Here is an 18,174-nt window from a genome sequence, read left to right as displayed (position 1 = left end):
CTGTCAGCTGACGAACACGACCCGGTTGCCGTCGGGATCCTCCAGCTGCAGAAACCGGACCGTCGTCGCGTCGACGATCTCCGGATGCGGGACACCGGCGGAGTCGAGTCGGCGGACGAAGTCGTCGAGATCGGATTCGACGAGGACCACCGTCGAGCGGCCCGAACGGTCGGGTTCCGACTCCACCTGGAGGCCGAACTGCTCGGCGAACTGCCATTCGATGAGGCCGTCCATCGGTCGATCGGTCGGCGACGACCCGAGAACGGTCGTGTACCACGACTCGGCGCGGTCGAGATCGGACACGGTGGACTGGGCGAGGACCCCGCTGATCGTCATCGTGAACTCCCTGGTCGGCGACATCTGCGCTGCCGGCCGTGGGGGAGTAGCCGGGCGAGATGTCGGATTCGTCGGGTGACGCCGACGTTACCGTGGCCCGTATGCCTGCACGGTCGATCCCCACTGTTCGACGACGGTCGAACCGAGCACCCGGAGTCCGACGGGCTCGTCACGACGCCCCTCGCGGTCGACGCGAATGGCGCGGATCTCGCGGCCGGTCGCCGCGTCGCGCACGCTGATGCCGGTTGCGGTGGGGAGGAGGAGCTGTCCGGCCATCACGTCGCCGGTGCCGATGGCCCCCGGGACCTGATAGATGGGCCGGACGTTCTGTGCGTCGAGTACCACCGTGGCGTCGCCGGTGAAGAACGAGGTGATCCCACCGCCGGTGACCGCGGGGAGTCCCTCGGGTGGTGCCGCCGGTCCCGCGACCGTGTTGGTGGCGGTCGGGACGCCGTCGGTGGAGAACTGCCGGATCGCCGGACCCGTGGGGCCCGCCGTGTTGTCGGCCGGCGGCTGCGGACGGTTGCCGCCACCGTCATACACGGCGATCGCGGAACTGCTCATGCCGATCAGGACCGGCGGCGGACCCTGCGTGCCGTCGGTGATCAGCGACGATCCGAACTGCTGGACGTCTTCGTCCTTGTCCAGAACCGCGCCGAGGACGGTCAGCCGGTAGCCGGGATCGGTGCCACAGTGTTCGATCACCGCCACCCGATCGCCGCCGATGGCCGAGGACATCAGGCGACAGTCCGTGCGGCCCGGCTGCACGCCGGGTTTCACCGGGGCGTCCACCCGGCCGTACTCGATACCCCGGACGAGGTTCGACCCCCAGGTCTCGAGACGCGTCGGGCCTTGGGAGACAACGTATCCCGTGTCGGACACGAGACGGACGCGGTCGTCGGCGTCGCTGCTGCGACCACCCGCGCGTCGCCCCGACGACCCGTCGAGCGCCGTGACCTCTCCACATCCCCGGGAGTTGCGGTAGGCCGCCAGCACCTTGTTCGTGCTCGCCGGCCACGCCGCCAGGACCGCACACAGACCCAGATCGCGGCGATAATGCCAGATCTCGCGGCCCGTCTGCGGGTCACGCCCGACCACCGACCCACCGTCGGCCGTCACCACCAGCGACCGGGTCAACGCGGGACCGTCCGTCACCGCCGACGGCGCACGCCACAACGGTGTCAGCTCCGCCGGAACCGTCGCCGACGGCGTGACGTCGGGAACGGGCGCGGCGGCCTGCGCACTGTCGGTGTGGCGAACGGGACTGACCAGCCAGATCACCAGTCCCGCGATGACGAGCACGACGACGATCGCAGCGCTGACCGCCAGGTCGACCGGTGTGCGGCGCTCAGGTCGGATTCGTACCACGCGCCCTCCGGTTGCCGCGGGTGGAAGTCGTCGTCGACGGCGCCGCCGGGATCATTCCGCAGCGGTGGCCGCGGGTGCGTGCTCGCCGTTGTGCCGGCCCTCGGCGACAGCGTTGCCGCCCGCCGAACTGCTGCGGTTGGCCCCGCCACGGCGACGGCGCCGGCGACGTGGCTTCGACTCGCCGGCACCCGACGACTCGTCGCCCGATGCAGGTCCGGAATTCGCGGTCGGGTCGGCGTGGTCGGAGTTCTTTCGCCCCGATTCCTTCTGACTCGACTCCTTCTGGCCCCCGTCGGTCTGCGAGTCGGGCCCGGTACCTGCGTCGCCCGAGCGTCCGCCGCGGGTACGACGACGCACCCGGTTGGACTTCGGACGCTCCGAACGCGGCTTCCGCTCGACGCGCTCGGAGTCCTTCGTGTCGGTCTTCGGCGCCCGGATCCTGCCGGTTGCCGACTCGGGGATGCCGAGTTCCTCGCGGAGATGCTCGGAGGTCGAATAGGTCTCGACGGGTGCCGGCACCTCGAGTCCGAGCGCGTTGTTGATCAGTTCCCAGCGATGCAGTTCATCCCAGTCGACGAGGGTGATCGCGATACCCGTACGGCCCGCGCGCCCGGTCCGGCCGATGCGGTGGACGTAGGTCTTGTCGTCCTCGGGGCACTGGTAGTTGATGACGTGTGTGACGTCGTCGATGTCGATGCCGCGCGCCGCGACGTCGGTCGCGACCAGGACGTCGATGTCGCCGGTGCGGAACCGCTTGAGCGCCTTCTCGCGGGCTACCTGACCGAGGTCACCGTGCACGGCCCCGACGGAGAACCCTCGCTCGCCGAGGTCGGCTGCCACCTTCTGGGCGGTGCGCTTGGTGCGGGTGAAGATCATCGTCGCCCCGCGGCCGTCGGCCTGCAGGATGCGGGCGACGAGTTCGGCTTTGTCGAGGGCGTGGGCGCGGTAGACGTACTGGGTGGTGCGCTCGTGGACCGCCGAGTCGTTGGCGTGCTCGGCGCGGATATGTGTCGGCCGGTGCAGGAACGTGCGTGCCAGCGTCACGATGGGCCCGGGCATCGTCGCCGAGAACAGCATGGTCTGACGGGGTGTGGGCAACGCCGACATGATGCGCTCGATGTCGGGCAGGAAGCCGAGGTCGAGCATCTCGTCGGCCTCGTCGAGCACGAGGACCGCGACCTTGCCGAGGATCAGATGACCCTGCTGCGCGAGGTCGAGGAGGCGGCCGGGAGTGCCGACGACGACGTCGACGCCCTTCTTCAGGTCGGCGATCTGCGACTCGTACGGACGGCCGCCGTAGATCGAGGTGATGCGAATCGGGCGGGTGGTGCCGTCGGCAAGGGTGACGTCCAGCTTCTTCGCGGCGACTTCCAGGTCCCCGGTCACCTGGATGCACAGCTCGCGCGTCGGCACGATGATCAGCGCGCGCGGCGTGTTGTCGAGGGCCCGCAGGCCCGAGGAGTCGGCATGCGCGAGGCGGTGCAGCAGCGGAACGCCGAAGCCGAAGGTCTTGCCCATGCCGGTGCGGGCCTGGCCGATCAGGTCGTCGCCGCTCAGGGCCAGCGGAAGGGTGAGTTCCTGGATGGCGAAGGTGTGGGTCTTGCCGTCGTCGGCCAAGGCCTCGACGATGCTGTCGTCGACGCCGAGCTCGGCGAACGTGGGGGAGGTGTGGGTCTCGTCGACGATCGTGGTCTGTACGTCGTCGTCTTTCGCCGGTGTGGCGATCGGATCGCTCATGTGAGGTTGTATGCCTTTCTGCATTTCCCGCACGCACGAAAGGCACCACAGTGGGATCGAAACGGTCTGCGTCGAACAGGTCCTCTCGGGACCCGGGGCAGTCCGCGGTCGTTGACTGTGTGGTGGCCAGGCCGGGCCGTCTTGCCCGACGATGAGTGCGCGCACATTGTCCGATGTCTGCGCGTGAACCAGGTCGCCGATCGGCCGTCGGGCCTCTCGCGTGCGACCCGATCGTCATGATCGCGTCAGTACACCGTTGTCAAGTGTACTTGGTGAACGCCCCGGCCCCGCCTACCATCTCCACCATGTCGACTGCGCCGCCCCCGTCCGGAGTTTCGCCCGATACCGCAGGAGGCCCCGTCGCCGGTGGCGAGGACAGTGCCATCGCCAAGCTGTTCGCGGTGTTGCTGGCCGGTGAGTACGCGGCGTTCTACCGGTTGATCGACGAGTCACGGATGGCCCCTGACGTGCACAGCAGGATCGCGATCGCCCGGATGGCCGCCTCCGAGATCGGCCATTTCGACGTCCTCGCCGAGCAGGTCGCGGCGCGGGGGATCGACCCCACCGGTGCCGTGGAGCGCTACCGCTCGGTGTTCGACCAGTATCACCAGGTCACCACGCCCAAGACGTGGTACGAGTCACTGGTGAAGGCCTATGTCGGCGACGGCCTGGCGGCGGACTTCTACCGCGAACTCGCCGACGTCCTGCCCGACGAGGCGCGGCAGGTGGTCCGCGAGGTGATGTCGGAGACCGTGAGTTCGAGGTTCGCCCGCGAGCAGGTTCGCGCGGCCGTCGAGGCCGACCCGGGCCTGCGCTCGCCGCTCGTCCTGTGGGGGCGCCGTCTGCTCGGCGAGGCCGTGACCCACGCACAGTGGGTGCTCGCCGCGGAGGACGAGGTGACCGATCTGCTGTTCGCCGGGTCGGCATCGCTGCAGGGGGTGGCGTCGTTCTTCGACACCATCGCCGAGGAACACACCAAGAGGATGACCGATCTCGGGCTCGCCTGAGCGGTGGCTCGGGGACAGCTGATTTCCGCTGTGAGCGGAGCCGCTGTCGGCGCTCGCGCCGACTGAACTAGCCTTATGCGGCACACACTCGATGAGAGAAGGGTGGCCATGGCCGTCGAAGTGAAGATCGGCATCAGCGACAGCTCGCGCGAGTTGTCGATCCAGACCGCACTCACCAGTGACAAGGCGTACGCGGAGGTCGAGGCCGCGTTGTCGGGCAAGGAGCAGCTGCTGTCCCTCGTCGACGAGAAGGGCGCACGGTTCCTGGTCCCCGTCACCAAGATCGCCTACGTCGAGGTCGGCAGCACGGAGAACCGCAAGGTGGGATTCGGCGCCGTCTGACGCCCACCGCCACGACAGTCACGACGAGAAGGTGCCGTCGTCCCGCCAGGGGGCGACGGCACTGTCGTATTCGACATCAGGATCACCGAGTGCGCACCGCTGACCGGATGGCCCTGCCGATCTCTCGTCAGCGGTGACGCTGAGGTCGACGATCGGTGTGAGTGGGCGCTATCAGACGTCGGCGCCGCTCTCGATGCCCTGGAGCGGCACGTGGGAGAGTCCGCCCCACAGCAGCGCGACGGTCGTGTCGACCGCGGTCTGCTTGTCGACGGGGCGCTTGGCCTCCAGCCAGTAGCGCGCGTTGACCTGGCTCGCACCGACCAGCCCTGCGGCCAGCATCCGCGAACGGTACGGGTCGAGACCCGAATCGTGCATGACCAGCCCGTAGACGGCGTCGACGCATGCCTCCGTGGCGCCCTCGACCCGGCGGATGACCGCCGGGTCCATGGCGTCCGAGGAGAAGATCAACCGGTAGCCCGAGTTGTCCTGGTCGATGAAGTCGAAGAACGCCTGCACCGCGGCACGCACACGCATCTTGTTGTCGGTCGTCGTCAGCAGTGCGCGGTTGACGTCGCTCACCAACTTCTCGGCGTGGGAGTCGACGACGGCGATGTAGAGGTCGAGCTTCGACGGGAAGTGTTGGTAGAGAACCGGCTTGCTGACGCCGGCGTGCACGGCGATCTCGTCCATCCCGGCCGAGTGGTAACCGCGCTCCACAAAGATCTCGCTCGCAGCATCGAGGAGCTGCATCCGGCGTGCGCTACGCGGCAGACGCGTGCTGCGCGACGAGTTTGTGGTGGTCGACATGCGTAGAGCGTACTCGCGGTGCCCCGTCGCATCCGATCCGCACAGCCGCAAGTCGACCGGTGGTTCCCCGGATCTGCGTTGACCTGTGAGAAAGTTGAACTGTGAGTCACCCAGGAGGCGGGCCGAACTCGGGTAGCGACGGCACCGGCACCGGCGCGTCCGGTGCGGGGGTCGGCGGTGCGCGCGTACGAGCCAAGGACGTCGGCCCCCGCGAACCACGTCGGACCAGCGGCGGCGCGGCGGGCTCCGAGTCGGCGGGCCGGATGCGACCGAGGCCCGATCAGCCTCTGCGGGCCCGATGGGATCCCACCGATGACAGCGGCCGGGTCCGGGTCGATCGCGACGCGCAGCCGGAACGGAAGAAGCAGAGCGCCCTGGGCCGATTCGTCGCCACGTACGGATGGCGCGCCTACGCCATCCCCGTGCTGGTCGTCCTCACCATCGTGCTGCTCGTGGTGACCATCCGGGGCGGCAACGACTCGGCGTTCGTGCCGGCAGCCGACGTCAACCCCGACTCGCCGCGCAACACCGACGTCAGCAAGGAGACCAAGCCGATCGGCGCCCCGAGCGGTGCGATCCAGGCGGCCGCACTGCCGGCGGGCACCCTCCCGGCGGGCGGGCCGTACACCCAGAAGGGGCGCGAGAGCTATCACGTCGTCCCCGGCGCCGGGAAGCAGGTGGGCACCGGACCGCAGGTGTACACCTACACGGTCGAGGTGGAGAACGGGGTCAACGCACAGGATTTCGGTGGCGACCGGTCGTTCGCCAAGATGGTCGACTCGACGCTGGCGAATCCGCGCAGCTGGATCGGCGACGGAAAGGTGTCGTTCCGGCGGATCGCCGGGAGTGAGCCCGACCTGCGCATCACCCTCGCCTCGCCCGGCACCGCCCGCGAGTTGTGCGGGTATCAGATCCAGCTCGAGACGTCGTGCTTCTATCCGCCGGAGAAGCGGGTGACCCTCAACGAGGCGCGCTGGGTGCGAGGCGCGCTGTCGTATCAGGGCGACGACCTGCTGTACCGCCAATATCTGATCAACCACGAGACCGGTCACGGCATCGGCTACGAGGCGCACGAACCGTGCAAAGAGGACGGTGCCCTCGCGCCGGTCATGATGCAGCAGTCGTTCGGCGTGGCCAACAGCGAGATCATGGCGCTGGACCCGGACATGCGTGCCAACCGCAGCTACGTCTGCACACCGAATCCGTGGCCGTTCCCGAACCGCTGAGTCGCGACGTGCGTCGCTGTCCGGAATGTCCGCGCGTCCGCGACCGTTGAGCCGAGAAGCGCTACAAGAGTCACACGTACTGGAGGCGCCCGTGTCGTCCTTGCCCCCGCTGGTCGAACCCGCAGCGGAACTGTCCAACGAAGAGGTGGCCCGGTACAGCCGACACCTGATCATCCCCGACGTCGGGATGGACGGCCAGAAGCGTCTGAAGAACGCGAAGGTCCTCGTCATCGGCGCCGGCGGTCTGGGATCGCCCACCCTGCTGTACCTCGCGGCCGCGGGTGTCGGCACCATCGGCATCGTCGAGTTCGACGTCGTCGACGAGTCGAACCTGCAGCGGCAGGTGATCCACGGCCAGTCCGACGTCGGCCGTGGCAAGTCGGAGAGCGCGCGGGACTCGATCCAGGAGATCAATCCCTATGTGACCGTCAACCTCCACGATCAGCGCCTCGAACCCGAGGGCGCCATCGAGCTGTTCTCGCAGTACGACCTGATCCTCGACGGCACCGACAACTTCGCGACGCGATATCTGGTCAACGATGCGGCCGTCCTCGCCCACAAGCCGTACGTGTGGGGATCGATCTACCGGTTCGAGGGCCAGGCATCGGTGTTCTGGGAGGACGCCCCCGACGGTCGCGGGCTCAACTACCGCGATCTCTACCCGCAGGCGCCGCCGCCGGGCATGGTGCCCTCGTGCGCCGAGGGCGGTGTGCTGGGAATCCTGTGCGCCTCGATCGGGTCCATCATGGGCACCGAGGCGATCAAGCTGATCTGCGGCATCGGCGAGCCCCTGCTGGGCCGACTGATGGTGTACGACGCCCTCGACATGACCTACCGGACGATCAAGATCCGCAAGGACCCCGACGGCGAGCGCATCGCCGGACTGATCGACTACGACGACTTCTGCGGAGTCGTGTCCACAGACGCCGCCGACGCCGCGGCCGGGTCGACCCTGACCGCCGCCGAACTCAAGGAGAAGATCGACGGCGGTGAACGGATCGCGCTCATCGACGTCCGCGAGCCGGTCGAGTGGGACATCGTGCACATCGACGGCGCGACCCTGATCCCCAAGGACGAGATCCTCTCGGGTTCAGGTCTGGCCAAGGTGCCGCAGGATCGTCCGACGGTTCTCTACTGCAAGACCGGCATCCGGTCCGCCGAGGCACTCGCCGCGCTCAAACGGGCCGGGTTCGCCGACGCCTCTCACCTGCAGGGTGGCGTGACGGCGTGGGCGAATCAGGTCGACAAGAGCCTGCCGGTCTACTGAAGTTCGTCGGCCGCGCGGTCGAGCACGCGGCCGAACGCGTAGGCCATCAGTGGTTGTGCGATCCACCGCGTGATCGCGCGTCCCACCAGCGGGATTGCCACCTCGAACGTCGTGGTCCACACGACGTGGGCGTGACCGTCGATGTCGTCGACGGTCACGCGGCCTGCCTCATGACGCGAGGGCGGGATGCTCCGGAACACGTGGTAGTCGAACGCATATGGCGGGTCGTAGGCAGTGATCCGTTCGGCGAACCACCCGACCATCCAGATCAGCACCCGGACCGCGCCGGTACCGTACGGGGCCTCGCGACCCGGCGTCCGCAGCCTCTCGGAAACGACCAGCGGCGTCCGGGTGTAATTGTGGGCGTTGCTGATCCACGCGAACACCGACTCCCTTGAGGCGTCGATACGGCGTTCCACCGTGACTGTCTCCATCACTCATTCCTTCCTCGATCGAGCCGACGGGGTTTGTCGACCGCGGTGAGTTTGTCGGGGTTACGGATCGCGTAGAACCTGCTGATCCGACCGTGCTCGGCCTCGAAGACGGCCACCGAGTCGAGGCTTCCGTGCAGCGTGAAGATCGCGGCCGACGCGCCGTTGACGGTGCACAGTTCCACCCGCGCACCGGACATCGCCGACCGGGCCAGGCCCATCGCGAATGTGGCGACCTTGTGGGCGCCGGTGATCGGATGCCGGGCGGCGTGGACCCGTCCGCCGCCGTCGGAGATCTGCACGACGTCGGGCGCCAGCAGTCTGAGCAGTGCGTCGACGTCACCGGTGTGTGCGGCGTGGAGGAACTCCGCGACGAGCTCTGCGCCGGCCGGTTCCCGCCGCGGCCGCTCGTCGTCCGTGGCGGGTCGACGTGCCTGCACGTGCTGTCGGGCCCGATGTGCGATCTGCCGGACCGCCGGTTCGGATCTGCGGATCATCGCGGCGATCTCGGCGTGCGGATACCCGAACACGTCGTGGAGGACGAAGACGGCCCGTTCGACCGGGGACAGTGTCTCCAGCACCAGGAGCATCGCGATGGACACCGAGTCGGCGAGCACGGCATCGCGACTGGCGTCCTCGGTGGTCCGGATCGGCTCCGGGAGCCAGTTGCCCACATAGGTCTCGCGGCGACGGCGGACGGTCCGCAGGTGATTGAGGCAGGCGCGGCTCACGGTGGTGACGAGATAGGCCCGCGGATCGTCGACGTCTCCGTCCGGCCGGTGTCGCCACCGGAGATAGCAGTCCTGCAGGATGTCGTCGGCGTCGACCGCCGATCCGAGCAGGTCGTAGGCCACCGTGAACAGCAGGGGCCGGAGGTCGGTGAACACGTCGTCGTCGGCGATCACATACCAAGGACACCGCAGGTGCCGCGTCCGTGACGGATATCGACTGTGGGATGGGTCACAGTCGAGGCGTCGTGTTCGGCCACGCTGCCGAGTCGCTGCCGGGTTTGGCCTGCAACGCTCGGTAATCTCTGCAGGTGTGAAGACCGTCGAGCCGCCCGACCACGTGGTGAACACGTTCGGGCTGACCGCGCACCCACCGATCCCGATGGGTGACTCCTGGATCGGCGGATGGCGTGTCGGTGAGGTCGTGCTCTCCCTGGTCCCGGATCACGCGCGGGCCGCGTGGTCGGCGTCGGTCCGTGAGTCGTTGTACGTCGAGGGTCTGCGGGTGGCCCGACCGTTCCGTGCGACCGACGGGCGCTACGTGGTGTCCGGCTGGCGTGCCGACACCTACATCGCCGGTACGCCCGAACCACGCCACGACGAGGTCGTGCTGGTCGCCGATCGTCTGCATGCCGCGACATCGTCGCTCGAGCGTCCGCGTTTTCTCCTGCAGTCGCCGGCCCCGCCGCACACCGATGTCGACGTGTTCACCGCCGCCGACCGTGCCGCGTGGGAGGACGTCCCGCTGCGGACTGCGCGCGCCGCAGGGATGGGTGAGCCGACGTCGCCGGACGGGGTCGCAAGTGTGCAGATGCTGAAAACCCTTGCGACCCTGCGGAAGAACGTCGATCTGCCGTCGCAGGTCGTGCACGGCGATCTGTTCGGCACCGTGCTGTTCGCCGGTGCGGCGGCGCCTGGGATCACCGACATCGTGCCGTACTGGCGACCTGCGTCGTGGGCGGCCGCTGTCGTCGTCGTCGACTCGCTGGCCTGGGGTGGCGCCGACGACGATCTCGTGCAACGCTGGGCCGATCAGCCGGAGTGGCCCCAGATGATGCTGCGCGCCACGATGTTCCGACTCGCGGTGCACGCCTTGCATCCGCGGGCCACCTCCGGCGCCCTGCCTGGTCTCAACCGGGTCGTCGACCTCGTGCGTCTGATGCTCTAGCCGCAGGTCAACGCTCCGAGTTCTTCTCACAGGGTTCTGTGACGGATGTGAGCACAACGTGACTCTTCGGTCACGCGAGGGAAAATCCCGGCAACACAGGCTCCCTACGTTGATGAGCAATCGTCCGACACCGTCGTCGGCCAACCAGCTCATCAACCGATTGGATGGCCCATGCCTGTACTGCCCGCATCCGTGCGGACCGCGCTCTCGCGCGACCACACCATCACCGACTGGGACCCCGAGGACCGCAAGGCCTGGGACGCCGGCAACGCCGACATCGCCAAGCGAAATCTCGTCTGGTCGGTGATCTGCGAGCACGTCGGGTTCTCGATCTGGTCGCTGTTCTCGGTGATGGCCCTGTTCATGGGTCCCGAGTACGGCATCAGCCTCGATCAGAAGTTCGTCATCGCCGCCACCGCGACTCTCGTCGGGTCGTGCCTGCGGATTCCCTACACTCAGGCCACCGCGCGATTCGGCGGCCGTAACTGGGCCATCTTCAGTGCCATCGTGCTGCTGATCCCGACCGGACTGACCATGATGCTGATGATGAACCCCGGCGAGTTCGGATTCGGATGGTTTCTCGCGGTCGCGGCGATCACCGGCTTCGGCGGCGGCAACTTCGCCTCGTCGATGACCAACATCAACGCCTTCTATCCGCAGCGCCTCAAGGGCTGGGCCCTCGGCCTGAACGCCGGCGGTGGCAACATCGGTGTGCCGGTGATCCAGCTGATCGGTCTGCTGGTGATCTGGCTCGCCTCCGACCAGCCCGAGATCGTCTGTGCGGTCTACCTCGTCGCGCTGGCCGTGGCGGGTATCGGTGCCGCGCTCTACATGGACAACCTCGACCACCAGACCGCCAGCGGCCGTGCGATGCTCGACTGCCTCAAGTACCGCGACACCTGGCTGATCTGCCTGCTCTACGTCGGCACGTTCGGGTCGTTCATCGGGTTCGGTTTCGCGTTCAGTCAGGTCCTCAACATCAGCTTCACCTCGGCCGGCGCCGCGAAGCCAGCGCTCGCCGCGGCGCAGATCGCCTGGATCGGACCGTTGCTCGGCTCGGTGATCCGGCCGTACGGCGGCAAGCTGGCTGACCGCGTCGGTGGCGGCAAGGTCACCTTCTGGACGTTCATCGCCATGACGCTGTCGGCGGCGATCCTGGTGGTCGCCGGTTCCGTGGCCGACGCCAATGGCAAGGTCATCACCGGCGGTGTGCTCGCCGCGTTCATCGTCGGCTTCATCCTGCTGTTCCTGCTGTCCGGACTGGCCAACGGCTCGGTCTACAAGATCATCCCCACGATCTGGGAGCACAAGTCGCACACCATGTCCGGACTCAATGGACTGGGCCGCGTCAAGTGGTCGCGCAGCATGTCGGGTGCACTGATCGGCATCGCCGGGGCGGCCGGTGGACTCGGCGGCGTCGGGATCAACCTGGTCCTGCGGGCCAGCTACAAGTCGAATCAGTCGGCGACGCTTGCCTTCTGGATTTTCATGGGCTTTTACGTGCTGGCCGCCGCGGTCACCTGGTGGTTCTATGCACGCCGCCCGATCGTGATCAGCGAGACCACCGACCTGCAGGTCGCAGCGCCGTCGGAGGGGGATCGGCCCGCCGCCGATCCGGGTGCCCCCGACAAGGCCATGGCCTGACCGAGAAAGACATCGATCGAGGAGTCCTCCCAGTGACCAGCGAATCCAAGACAGTCGTCGTGGCCGGCCACGGCATGGTGGGTCACCGTTTCGTGCAGACGCTACGCAACCGTGACACCGACGGGACCTGGCGGATCGAGGTCGTCTCCGAGGAGGTCGACCCCGCCTACGACCGTGTCGGTCTGTCCTCGTATGTCGGTTCGTGGCAGCGTGATTCGCTGGCACTGGACGGAAACACCTACGACGGCGACACCCGGGTCGTCACCCATCCGGGGGAGACCGTCAGCGACGTGGATCGCGACGGTCGCCGGGTCGTGACGTCCGGCGGTCGAGAGATCGCCTATGACGCACTCGTCCTGGCGACCGGGTCCTACGCGTTCGTCCCGCCGGTGCCGGGCCACGACAATGCCAAGTGTTTCGTGTACCGCACCCTCGACGACCTCGACGCGATCCGGGCGACGGCGGATGCGGCCGGTCCGGGAGCACCCGGTGTCGTCGTCGGCGGTGGTCTGCTGGGTCTGGAGGCCGCCAACGCGCTGAAGCTGATGGGCATGACGCCGCATGTCGTCGAGTTCGCGCCGCGACTGATGCCGATGCAGGTCGACGACGGCGGCGGCGCGGTCCTGAAGAATCTGGTCACCGATCTCGGTCTGACCGTCCACACCGGGGTCGGGACCGCCGACATCGCCGACAACGAGAACGGCGGACTCACCGTCACCCTCACCGACGACTCGACCATCGACGCCGCGCTCGTGGTGTTCTCCGCCGGTGTACGGCCGCGCGACCAGCTCGCCCGCGACGCCGGACTCGGTGTCGGGGAGCGCGGTGGTGTGCTCGTCGACACCAGCTGCCGCACCGACGATCCCGACATCTATGCGATCGGCGAGGTGGCAGCGGTGGAAGGCCGCTGCTACGGACTCGTGGCACCGGGGTACAGCACGGCGGAGGTGGTCGCCGACCAGCTGCTGGGCGAGCAGTCGACGTTCCCGGGCGCGGACATGTCGACCAAGCTGAAACTCCTCGGTGTCGACGTGGCGAGTTTCGGTGACGCGATGGCGACCACCGAGAACGCCCTGGAGATCGTGTACCACGACCCGGTGGCGGGCAAGTATGCGAAGGTGGTCGTCTCCGATGACGCGACGACCCTGCTCGGCGGCATCCTCGTCGGCGACGCGTCCGCGTACGCGATGCTCAAGCCGATGGTGGGGCGCGAGATCCCCGGCGATCCGGCCGCGCTGATCGCTCCCGCCGGTGGCCCTGCCGTCGGACTCGACGCCCTGCCCGATGACGCCGAGATCTGTTCCTGCAACGGTGTTTCCAAGGGCACGATCTGCTCGGCCATCGCCGAGGGTGCCTGCGACATCGCAGCGATCAAGGGCTGCACGACCGCGGGTACCACCTGCGGCGGGTGCGTGCCGAGCATCAAGTCGCTGCTCGAGGCCTCCGGCGTGGAGCTGTCGAAGTCGCTGTGCGCGCACTTCGAGCAGTCCCGGCGGGAGCTGTTCGAGATCGTCTCGGTGACCGGTATCCGGACCTTCTCCGAGCTCGTCGACCGGTACGGGACGGGGCAGGGCTGCGAGATCTGCAAGCCGACGGTCGCCTCGATCCTGGCGTCGACGTCGAGCGATCACATCCTCGATGGGGAGCAGGCGGCTCTGCAGGACACCAACGACCATTTCCTGGCGAACATGCAGAAGAACGGATCGTACTCGGTGGTCCCGCGCATGCCGGGCGGCGAGGTCACCCCGGAACAACTGATCGTCATCGGCGAGATCGCCCGTGACTTCGATCTCTACACCAAGATCACCGGCGGACAGCGGATCGACCTGTTCGGTGCCCGCGTGGACCAGCTCCCGGAGATCTGGCGACGTCTGGTCGATGCGGGGATGGAGTCGGGTCACGCTTACGGCAAGAGTCTGCGGACCGTGAAGAGCTGCGTCGGATCGACGTGGTGCCGGTACGGGGTGCAGGACTCGGTGGGCATGGCCGTCTCCCTCGAGAAGCGCTATCGCGGTCTCCGGTCACCGCACAAACTCAAGTTCGGTGTCTCCGGGTGCGCCCGCGAGTGCGCGGAGGCCCGGGGCAAGGACGTCGGTGTCATCGCGACCGAGCACGGCTGGAACCTCTATGTCGCCGGCAACGGCGGCCAGAGCCCCAAGCACGCCCAACTGCTGGCCAGCGGAGTGGATGACGCGACGCTGGTCGCCTACATTGATCGGTACCTGATGTTCTACATCCGCACCGCCGATCGGCTACAGCGCACGGCCCCGTGGCTGGACTCGCTCGAGGGTGGACTGGATCATCTGCGTGCGGTGGTCTGCGATGACAGCCTGGGACTGGCCACCGAGCTGGAAGCAGCGATGGGTCGTCACGTCGACGGTTACCGCGACGAGTGGGCCGCCGTGCTCGAGGACGAGGAGAAGCTCAAGCGCTTCGTGTCGTTCGTCAACGCCCCCGAGGTGGTCGACCCGACGATCCGTTTCGCCGACGCCGACCGCAAGGTGCCCGTTCTGCTCGACATGCCCGCCATGCCGCCACGTGATGGCGGTCCAGGGTCGCCGACGATGGTCCGCGACATGACCGAACGCGAAGGAGTGCCGACGTGACCGTCGCCCATGAGCCCACGGCCCATCAGCCGTCGGAGTCGAACCACCCGGACTCGGTGCCCGGCGAGTGGGTGCGAGCCTGCGCGATCGCCGACCTCGCCGTCGGGCGCGGTGTCGGAGTGCTCGGCCCGGACTTCGAGCAGGCCGCCCTGTTCCGCATCCCCGCGGTGGAGACCGACCGCGAGGCGGTGATCGGGCGCACCCGTGTGTACGCCGTGGGGAACATCGACCCGTTCGCGCGGGCCGCGGTCCTCTCCCGTGGGGTCACCGGCGACCGCGACGGCGAGCCCACCGTCGCCAGCCCGCTCGGCAAGCAGGTGTTCTCGCTGCGCACCGGAGTATGTCTCGACGACGAGACGATGTCGGTGCCGAGCTACGCGGTCCACATCGTCGACGACACGGTCGAGGTGTTCTTCCCGCGCCGATGAGCACTCGCAGAGACACCGCCGACGACGCCGACGCATTGCCCCTGGCGGGATTCACGATCGGGATCACCGCCGCCCGCCGGGCCGACGAGTTCGCCGCCCTGCTGACCCGGCGCGGCGCGGAGGTCCTGGCCGCCCCGACGATCCGCATCCTCCCGCTCGTCGACGACACCGAATTGGAGAAGGTGACCGAGACGATCATCGCCGACCCGCCAGACCTCATGGTCGCGACGACCGGCATCGGGTTCCGCGGCTGGGTCGAGGCCGCCGACGGCTGGGGCAGCGCGGAGTCGCTCATCGGCGCACTCGGCAAGAGCCGGCTCATCGCGCGTGGGCCCAAGGCCAAGGGTGCGATCCGGGCGGCCGGCCTGCGGGAGGAATGGTCGCCGGAGAGCGAGTCCTCGTCGGAGGTGCTCGATCGTCTGCTCGAAGAGGGCGTCGAGGGTGTGCGCATCGCCGTCCAGTTACACGGCGCGACGACCGAATGGGAGCCACTGCCGGACTTCTGCGCCGTGCTCCGCGCGGCGGGGGCGCAGGTGCTGCCCGTGCCCGTCTACCGATGGAACATGCATCCCGACGTCGACCGGATCGACCGGATGATCCACGCGGTGGTGCGCGGCGACATCGACGCGATCACCTTCACGAGTGCACCCGCCGCCGCAGCGATCCTGACCCGCGCCAAGGAACTCGGCAAGCTGTCGGCGTTCGTGCACTCGATGCGGACCACCGTGCCGGTGATGTGTGTCGGATCGGTGACCGCGGGACCGCTCGAGGCGTTGCAGATCCCGACCATCTATCCCAAGCGATTCCGGCTGGGCGCACTCGCGCGACTGATCACCGAGGAGTTGCCGCGGCGGAGCCACGAACTTCGGATTCACGGTCACGACACCGCGATCCGCGGGCAGGCGGTGATGGTCGACGGTGATCTGCGCGAGTTGTCGGCGACCAGTCTGATACTGCTGAAGGCCCTGGCGGCATCGCCGGGCCGCGTGGTGTCGAGGCAGGAATTGCTGGCCGCGCTCCCCGGTGACAGCTCGGACACGCACGCCGTCGAGGTGGCCGTCGCGCGCCTGCGCAATGCGCTCGGCGACCCCAAGATGATCCAGACCGTGGTCAAGCGGGGCTACCGCCTCGCGGTCGACCTCGAGTACGACGCCGACGACGAGGAGGACTGAGGAGATGAGACGACACGATGCCCGTCCGGATCTCCCGTTCGGTGACCGGCTACGGGACGTGAGCCCGGTACTGGTGGCCCACGGCACCCGAAACCCGCACGGCGTCAACGTGATCGCCGAAATCGCCGAAGCTGTCGGAGACCGTGTCGGTACGACGCGCACGGCGTTCGTCGACGTCCTCGGTCCGACCCCGTCCGAGGTCATCGCCGACGTCGACCGACCGGCGCTGCTCGTGCCGGCCTTCCTCGCGTCCGGATACCATGTGCGCAAAGACATCCCGCAGCACGTCGCGGCCGCCGGTCGCACCGGCACGGTGGTCACCCGCGCGCTCGGGCCGGACCCGTCGATCGCCGCCGTCGCGCGTCTGCGACTGGTCGAGGCCGGCTGGGAACCGGGCGACGCCGTCGTGCTGGCCGCCGCCGGATCGTCCGACGAGAGTGCCTGCGGCCAAGTTCATCTCGCCGCACGTCAGCTCGAGTCGATCATCGGTGGTCGGGTCGAGGTGGGTTTCATCACGACGGCCTCACCGTCGGTGCCCGAGGTGGTGGAACGGGCCCGGCGCCATGGGCGCCGCGTGGTGATCGCGAGTTACCTTCTCGCGCCGGGGCTGTTCCATCAGCGTCTGTACACCTACGGCGCGGACGCCGTCGCCGATCCGCTCGGCGCCGACCCGCGCATCGTCGATCTCATCGTCACCCGGATGCGTGCGGCGGTCAGTCCCTATCGTCGTCGGGAGGCCGTGCGCCGCTGAGGGTGTGCGACCCTTCGTGACGCTCGCGAGCTCGCTCCTCCGGAAACCGGTCAGGCGGGGTCCCACCGGCACTCCCGCAACGACACCCGTCCGTCGCGGACCGGAACACCCTCGGCTGCAAGCCGTTCCAGCTGCCGCCTGGCGAGATGCGCGGCCGGGCGCCCGGAGGCGGAGACGACCCGGTGCCACGGGAGATCGGCCGAGTCGGTGCGCATGATCCAGCCGACGATGCGCGGGCTCGACAGCCCGACGGCACCGGCCAGGTCGCCGTAGGTGGTCACCTGACCCCGCGGTATCGTCGCGACCAGCGCGCGCACCTGCTCGACCTGGTCCTCGGTGACGGCCGCCATCGTTCAGTTCCGGTCCGTCATGGCGAGGATGGCCCGTGCCGTGAACCCCGGCTCGAGGTAGGGCACCATGTGTCCACAGTCCACGTGCACGACCTGCACCGAGTCGGCGCGCTCGCGCGCGCAGGCCTGGAGGAAGTCGGGCCGTACGAACGGCGGATCGACCCGATCGGCGACGACGACGGTCGTCGGGAGCCCGGGCGGCGGCAGAGCCGCGGGGCGCGACATCTCGCTCCACGCCGTCGCCGCAGCGGGCGCACTCACCCGCCAGGCGACGCGGCCGGTCTCCAGTTCCAGGAGATGCACATCGATCTCCTTGTCGAGCAACTGATCCGGGATGTCGGCCCAGCCCTCCTCGCGTTTGGCGCGTCGTGCGTCGTCGGCGTCGGCGTGATCCCAGTGGGCGAGGCTGTCGGTCGCGACCTCGAGTGCCCACGCCGGGTCGAGCCCCTGCGCGGGGTCGAGCAGCACGAGGCCGGAGACGTCGTCGCCGAGGCGCTGCGCGAGTCGGACCGCGAGCGCGCCACCGAACGAATGGCCGGCGACCACGAACGGGCGGGCAGCGGCCGGGATGAACTCGTCCACGACCTCGACGAGTGCGTCGACGTGCTGCTCCAACGACCAGGGCGGTACCCACGGTGACTGCCCGTGCCCGAGCAGGTCGGGCGCGACGACCCGCACGTGCGCGAGTTGGTCGGCGGCGAGGGCTTCCCAGCGTCGGCCGTGGCCGGTGAGGCCGTGGATCGCAAGCACCGTCGGCGCGTCGGAGGAGTCGGAGCCGAACACGTGGGTTGTCAGTGCCATGCCGA

18 protein-coding genes are annotated in these 18,174 nt (G+C 68.5%); 10 read left to right on the top strand and 8 right to left on the bottom strand.

From position 1 onward, the window contains the following. Window positions 1–3: 3 nt before the first annotated feature. From QSJ19_RS20325 to QSJ19_RS20315, 3 genes are all read right to left on the bottom strand, one after another. Window positions 4–336, bottom strand: coding sequence for a VOC family protein (locus QSJ19_RS20325; RefSeq protein ID WP_286322815.1), 333 nt, complete (start codon window positions 334–336; stop codon window positions 4–6). Window positions 337–423: 87 nt separating this feature from the next. Beyond that, window positions 424–1,704 (bottom strand): Rv3212 family protein, encoded by a 1,281-nt coding sequence (locus tag QSJ19_RS20320; RefSeq protein WP_286322814.1) that lies wholly within the window; start codon window positions 1,702–1,704, stop codon window positions 424–426. A 51-nt stretch (window positions 1,705–1,755) separates the two neighbouring features. Next, window positions 1,756–3,441, bottom strand: a complete 1,686-nt coding sequence (locus QSJ19_RS20315; protein WP_286322813.1) for a DEAD/DEAH box helicase — start codon at window positions 3,439–3,441, stop codon at window positions 1,756–1,758. A 305-nt stretch (window positions 3,442–3,746) separates the two neighbouring features. Here QSJ19_RS20315 and QSJ19_RS20310 point away from each other — a divergent pair, with 305 nt between their 5' ends. After that, a complete protein-coding gene (locus QSJ19_RS20310; RefSeq protein ID WP_286322812.1) occupies window positions 3,747–4,448 on the top strand; it encodes a ferritin-like fold-containing protein in 702 nt (233 codons plus the stop codon). Window positions 4,449–4,556: 108 nt separating this feature from the next. Then, window positions 4,557–4,790, top strand: a complete 234-nt coding sequence (locus tag QSJ19_RS20305) for a DUF3107 domain-containing protein (RefSeq protein WP_187586670.1) — start codon at window positions 4,557–4,559, stop codon at window positions 4,788–4,790. A gap of 171 nt (window positions 4,791–4,961) precedes the next feature. Here QSJ19_RS20305 and fasR read toward each other — a convergent pair whose 3' ends face one another. Next, a complete protein-coding gene (gene fasR / locus QSJ19_RS20300) occupies window positions 4,962–5,597 on the bottom strand; it encodes an HTH-type transcriptional activator FasR (protein WP_286322811.1) in 636 nt (211 codons plus the stop codon). Between the two features lie 101 nt (window positions 5,598–5,698). Between fasR and QSJ19_RS20295 the strand changes: the two genes are divergently transcribed. Continuing rightward, complete coding sequence (locus QSJ19_RS20295; protein ID WP_286322810.1) at window positions 5,699–6,823, top strand: DUF3152 domain-containing protein; 1,125 nt, start codon at window positions 5,699–5,701, stop codon at window positions 6,821–6,823. A gap of 91 nt (window positions 6,824–6,914) precedes the next feature. After that, on the top strand, window positions 6,915–8,090 hold the full coding sequence (moeZ, locus tag QSJ19_RS20290; RefSeq protein WP_286322809.1) for an adenylyltransferase/sulfurtransferase MoeZ: 1,176 nt from the start codon (window positions 6,915–6,917) through the stop codon (window positions 8,088–8,090). Here moeZ and QSJ19_RS20285 read toward each other — a convergent pair. Together QSJ19_RS20285 and QSJ19_RS20280 are read right to left on the bottom strand one after the other, a co-directional pair. Beyond that, a complete protein-coding gene (locus tag QSJ19_RS20285; RefSeq protein WP_286322808.1) occupies window positions 8,084–8,524 on the bottom strand; it encodes an SRPBCC family protein in 441 nt (146 codons plus the stop codon). The two genes, moeZ and QSJ19_RS20285, sit on opposite strands and share 7 nt — an antisense overlap. Further along, window positions 8,524–9,426 (bottom strand): RNA polymerase sigma-70 factor, encoded by a 903-nt coding sequence (locus QSJ19_RS20280; protein ID WP_286322807.1) that lies wholly within the window; start codon window positions 9,424–9,426, stop codon window positions 8,524–8,526. The genes QSJ19_RS20285 and QSJ19_RS20280 overlap by 1 nt, the downstream gene beginning before the upstream one ends. 136 nt (window positions 9,427–9,562) lie before the next feature. Between QSJ19_RS20280 and QSJ19_RS20275 the strand changes: the two genes are divergently transcribed. The 6 genes from QSJ19_RS20275 (at window position 9,563) to QSJ19_RS20250 (ending at window position 17,018) form a co-directional block, all read left to right on the top strand. Next, entirely contained in the window at window positions 9,563–10,417 is an 855-nt protein-coding gene (locus QSJ19_RS20275) for a TIGR02569 family protein (RefSeq protein ID WP_286322806.1), read from the top strand. Between the two features lie 171 nt (window positions 10,418–10,588). Next, window positions 10,589–12,061 (top strand): nitrate/nitrite transporter, encoded by a 1,473-nt coding sequence (locus QSJ19_RS20270; RefSeq protein ID WP_286322805.1) that lies wholly within the window; start codon window positions 10,589–10,591, stop codon window positions 12,059–12,061. A gap of 32 nt (window positions 12,062–12,093) precedes the next feature. Continuing rightward, window positions 12,094–14,667 carry a nitrite reductase large subunit NirB gene (gene nirB, locus QSJ19_RS20265; protein WP_286322804.1) on the top strand — a complete coding sequence of 858 codons (2,574 nt, stop codon included), beginning with the start codon at window positions 12,094–12,096 and terminating at the stop codon, window positions 14,665–14,667. Then, window positions 14,664–15,095 carry a nitrite reductase small subunit NirD gene (gene nirD, locus QSJ19_RS20260; RefSeq protein WP_502876287.1) on the top strand — a complete coding sequence of 144 codons (432 nt, stop codon included), beginning with the start codon at window positions 14,664–14,666 and terminating at the stop codon, window positions 15,093–15,095. Before nirB ends, nirD begins: the two co-directional genes overlap by 4 nt. Continuing rightward, on the top strand, window positions 15,092–16,267 hold the full coding sequence (locus tag QSJ19_RS20255) for a uroporphyrinogen-III synthase (RefSeq protein ID WP_286322803.1): 1,176 nt from the start codon (window positions 15,092–15,094) through the stop codon (window positions 16,265–16,267). The genes nirD and QSJ19_RS20255 overlap by 4 nt, the downstream gene beginning before the upstream one ends. Window positions 16,268–16,271: 4 nt before the next feature. After that, entirely contained in the window at window positions 16,272–17,018 is a 747-nt protein-coding gene (locus QSJ19_RS20250) for a sirohydrochlorin chelatase (RefSeq protein ID WP_286322802.1), read from the top strand. A gap of 50 nt (window positions 17,019–17,068) precedes the next feature. Here QSJ19_RS20250 and QSJ19_RS20245 read toward each other — a convergent pair whose 3' ends face one another. Both QSJ19_RS20245 and QSJ19_RS20240 read right to left on the bottom strand, forming a co-directional pair. Beyond that, entirely contained in the window at window positions 17,069–17,368 is a 300-nt protein-coding gene (locus QSJ19_RS20245; protein ID WP_286322801.1) for an MGMT family protein, read from the bottom strand. Between the two features lie 3 nt (window positions 17,369–17,371). Beyond that, window positions 17,372–18,169, bottom strand: a complete 798-nt coding sequence (locus QSJ19_RS20240) for an alpha/beta fold hydrolase (RefSeq protein WP_286322800.1) — start codon at window positions 18,167–18,169, stop codon at window positions 17,372–17,374. Window positions 18,170–18,174: the final 5 nt, after the last annotated feature.

Source organism: Gordonia sp. ABSL11-1 (genome assembly GCF_030315685.1).
GTDB lineage: Bacteria > Actinomycetota > Actinomycetes > Mycobacteriales > Mycobacteriaceae > Gordonia.
The sequence above is the reverse complement of the archived record's forward strand: the minus strand, read 5'-3'. Positions and strand labels throughout refer to the sequence as shown.

Coding starts and splice junctions, on each gene's coding strand:
- fasR (WP_286322811.1), bottom strand. CDS start 5,597: ATGTCGACCACCACAAACTCGTCGCGCAGCACGCGTCTGCCGCGTAGC.
- QSJ19_RS20285 (WP_286322808.1), bottom strand. CDS start 8,524: ATGGAGACAGTCACGGTGGAACGCCGTATCGACGCCTCAAGGGAGTCG.
- QSJ19_RS20305 (WP_187586670.1), top strand. CDS start 4,557: ATGGCCGTCGAAGTGAAGATCGGCATCAGCGACAGCTCGCGCGAGTTG.
- QSJ19_RS20310 (WP_286322812.1), top strand. CDS start 3,747: ATGTCGACTGCGCCGCCCCCGTCCGGAGTTTCGCCCGATACCGCAGGA.
- QSJ19_RS20255 (WP_286322803.1), top strand. CDS start 15,092: ATGAGCACTCGCAGAGACACCGCCGACGACGCCGACGCATTGCCCCTG.
- QSJ19_RS20245 (WP_286322801.1), bottom strand. CDS start 17,368: ATGGCGGCCGTCACCGAGGACCAGGTCGAGCAGGTGCGCGCGCTGGTC.
- QSJ19_RS20240 (WP_286322800.1), bottom strand. CDS start 18,169: ATGGCACTGACAACCCACGTGTTCGGCTCCGACTCCTCCGACGCGCCG.
- QSJ19_RS20325 (WP_286322815.1), bottom strand. CDS start 336: ATGACGATCAGCGGGGTCCTCGCCCAGTCCACCGTGTCCGATCTCGAC.
- QSJ19_RS20270 (WP_286322805.1), top strand. CDS start 10,589: ATGCCTGTACTGCCCGCATCCGTGCGGACCGCGCTCTCGCGCGACCAC.
- QSJ19_RS20315 (WP_286322813.1), bottom strand. CDS start 3,441: ATGAGCGATCCGATCGCCACACCGGCGAAAGACGACGACGTACAGACC.
- QSJ19_RS20250 (WP_286322802.1), top strand. CDS start 16,272: ATGAGACGACACGATGCCCGTCCGGATCTCCCGTTCGGTGACCGGCTA.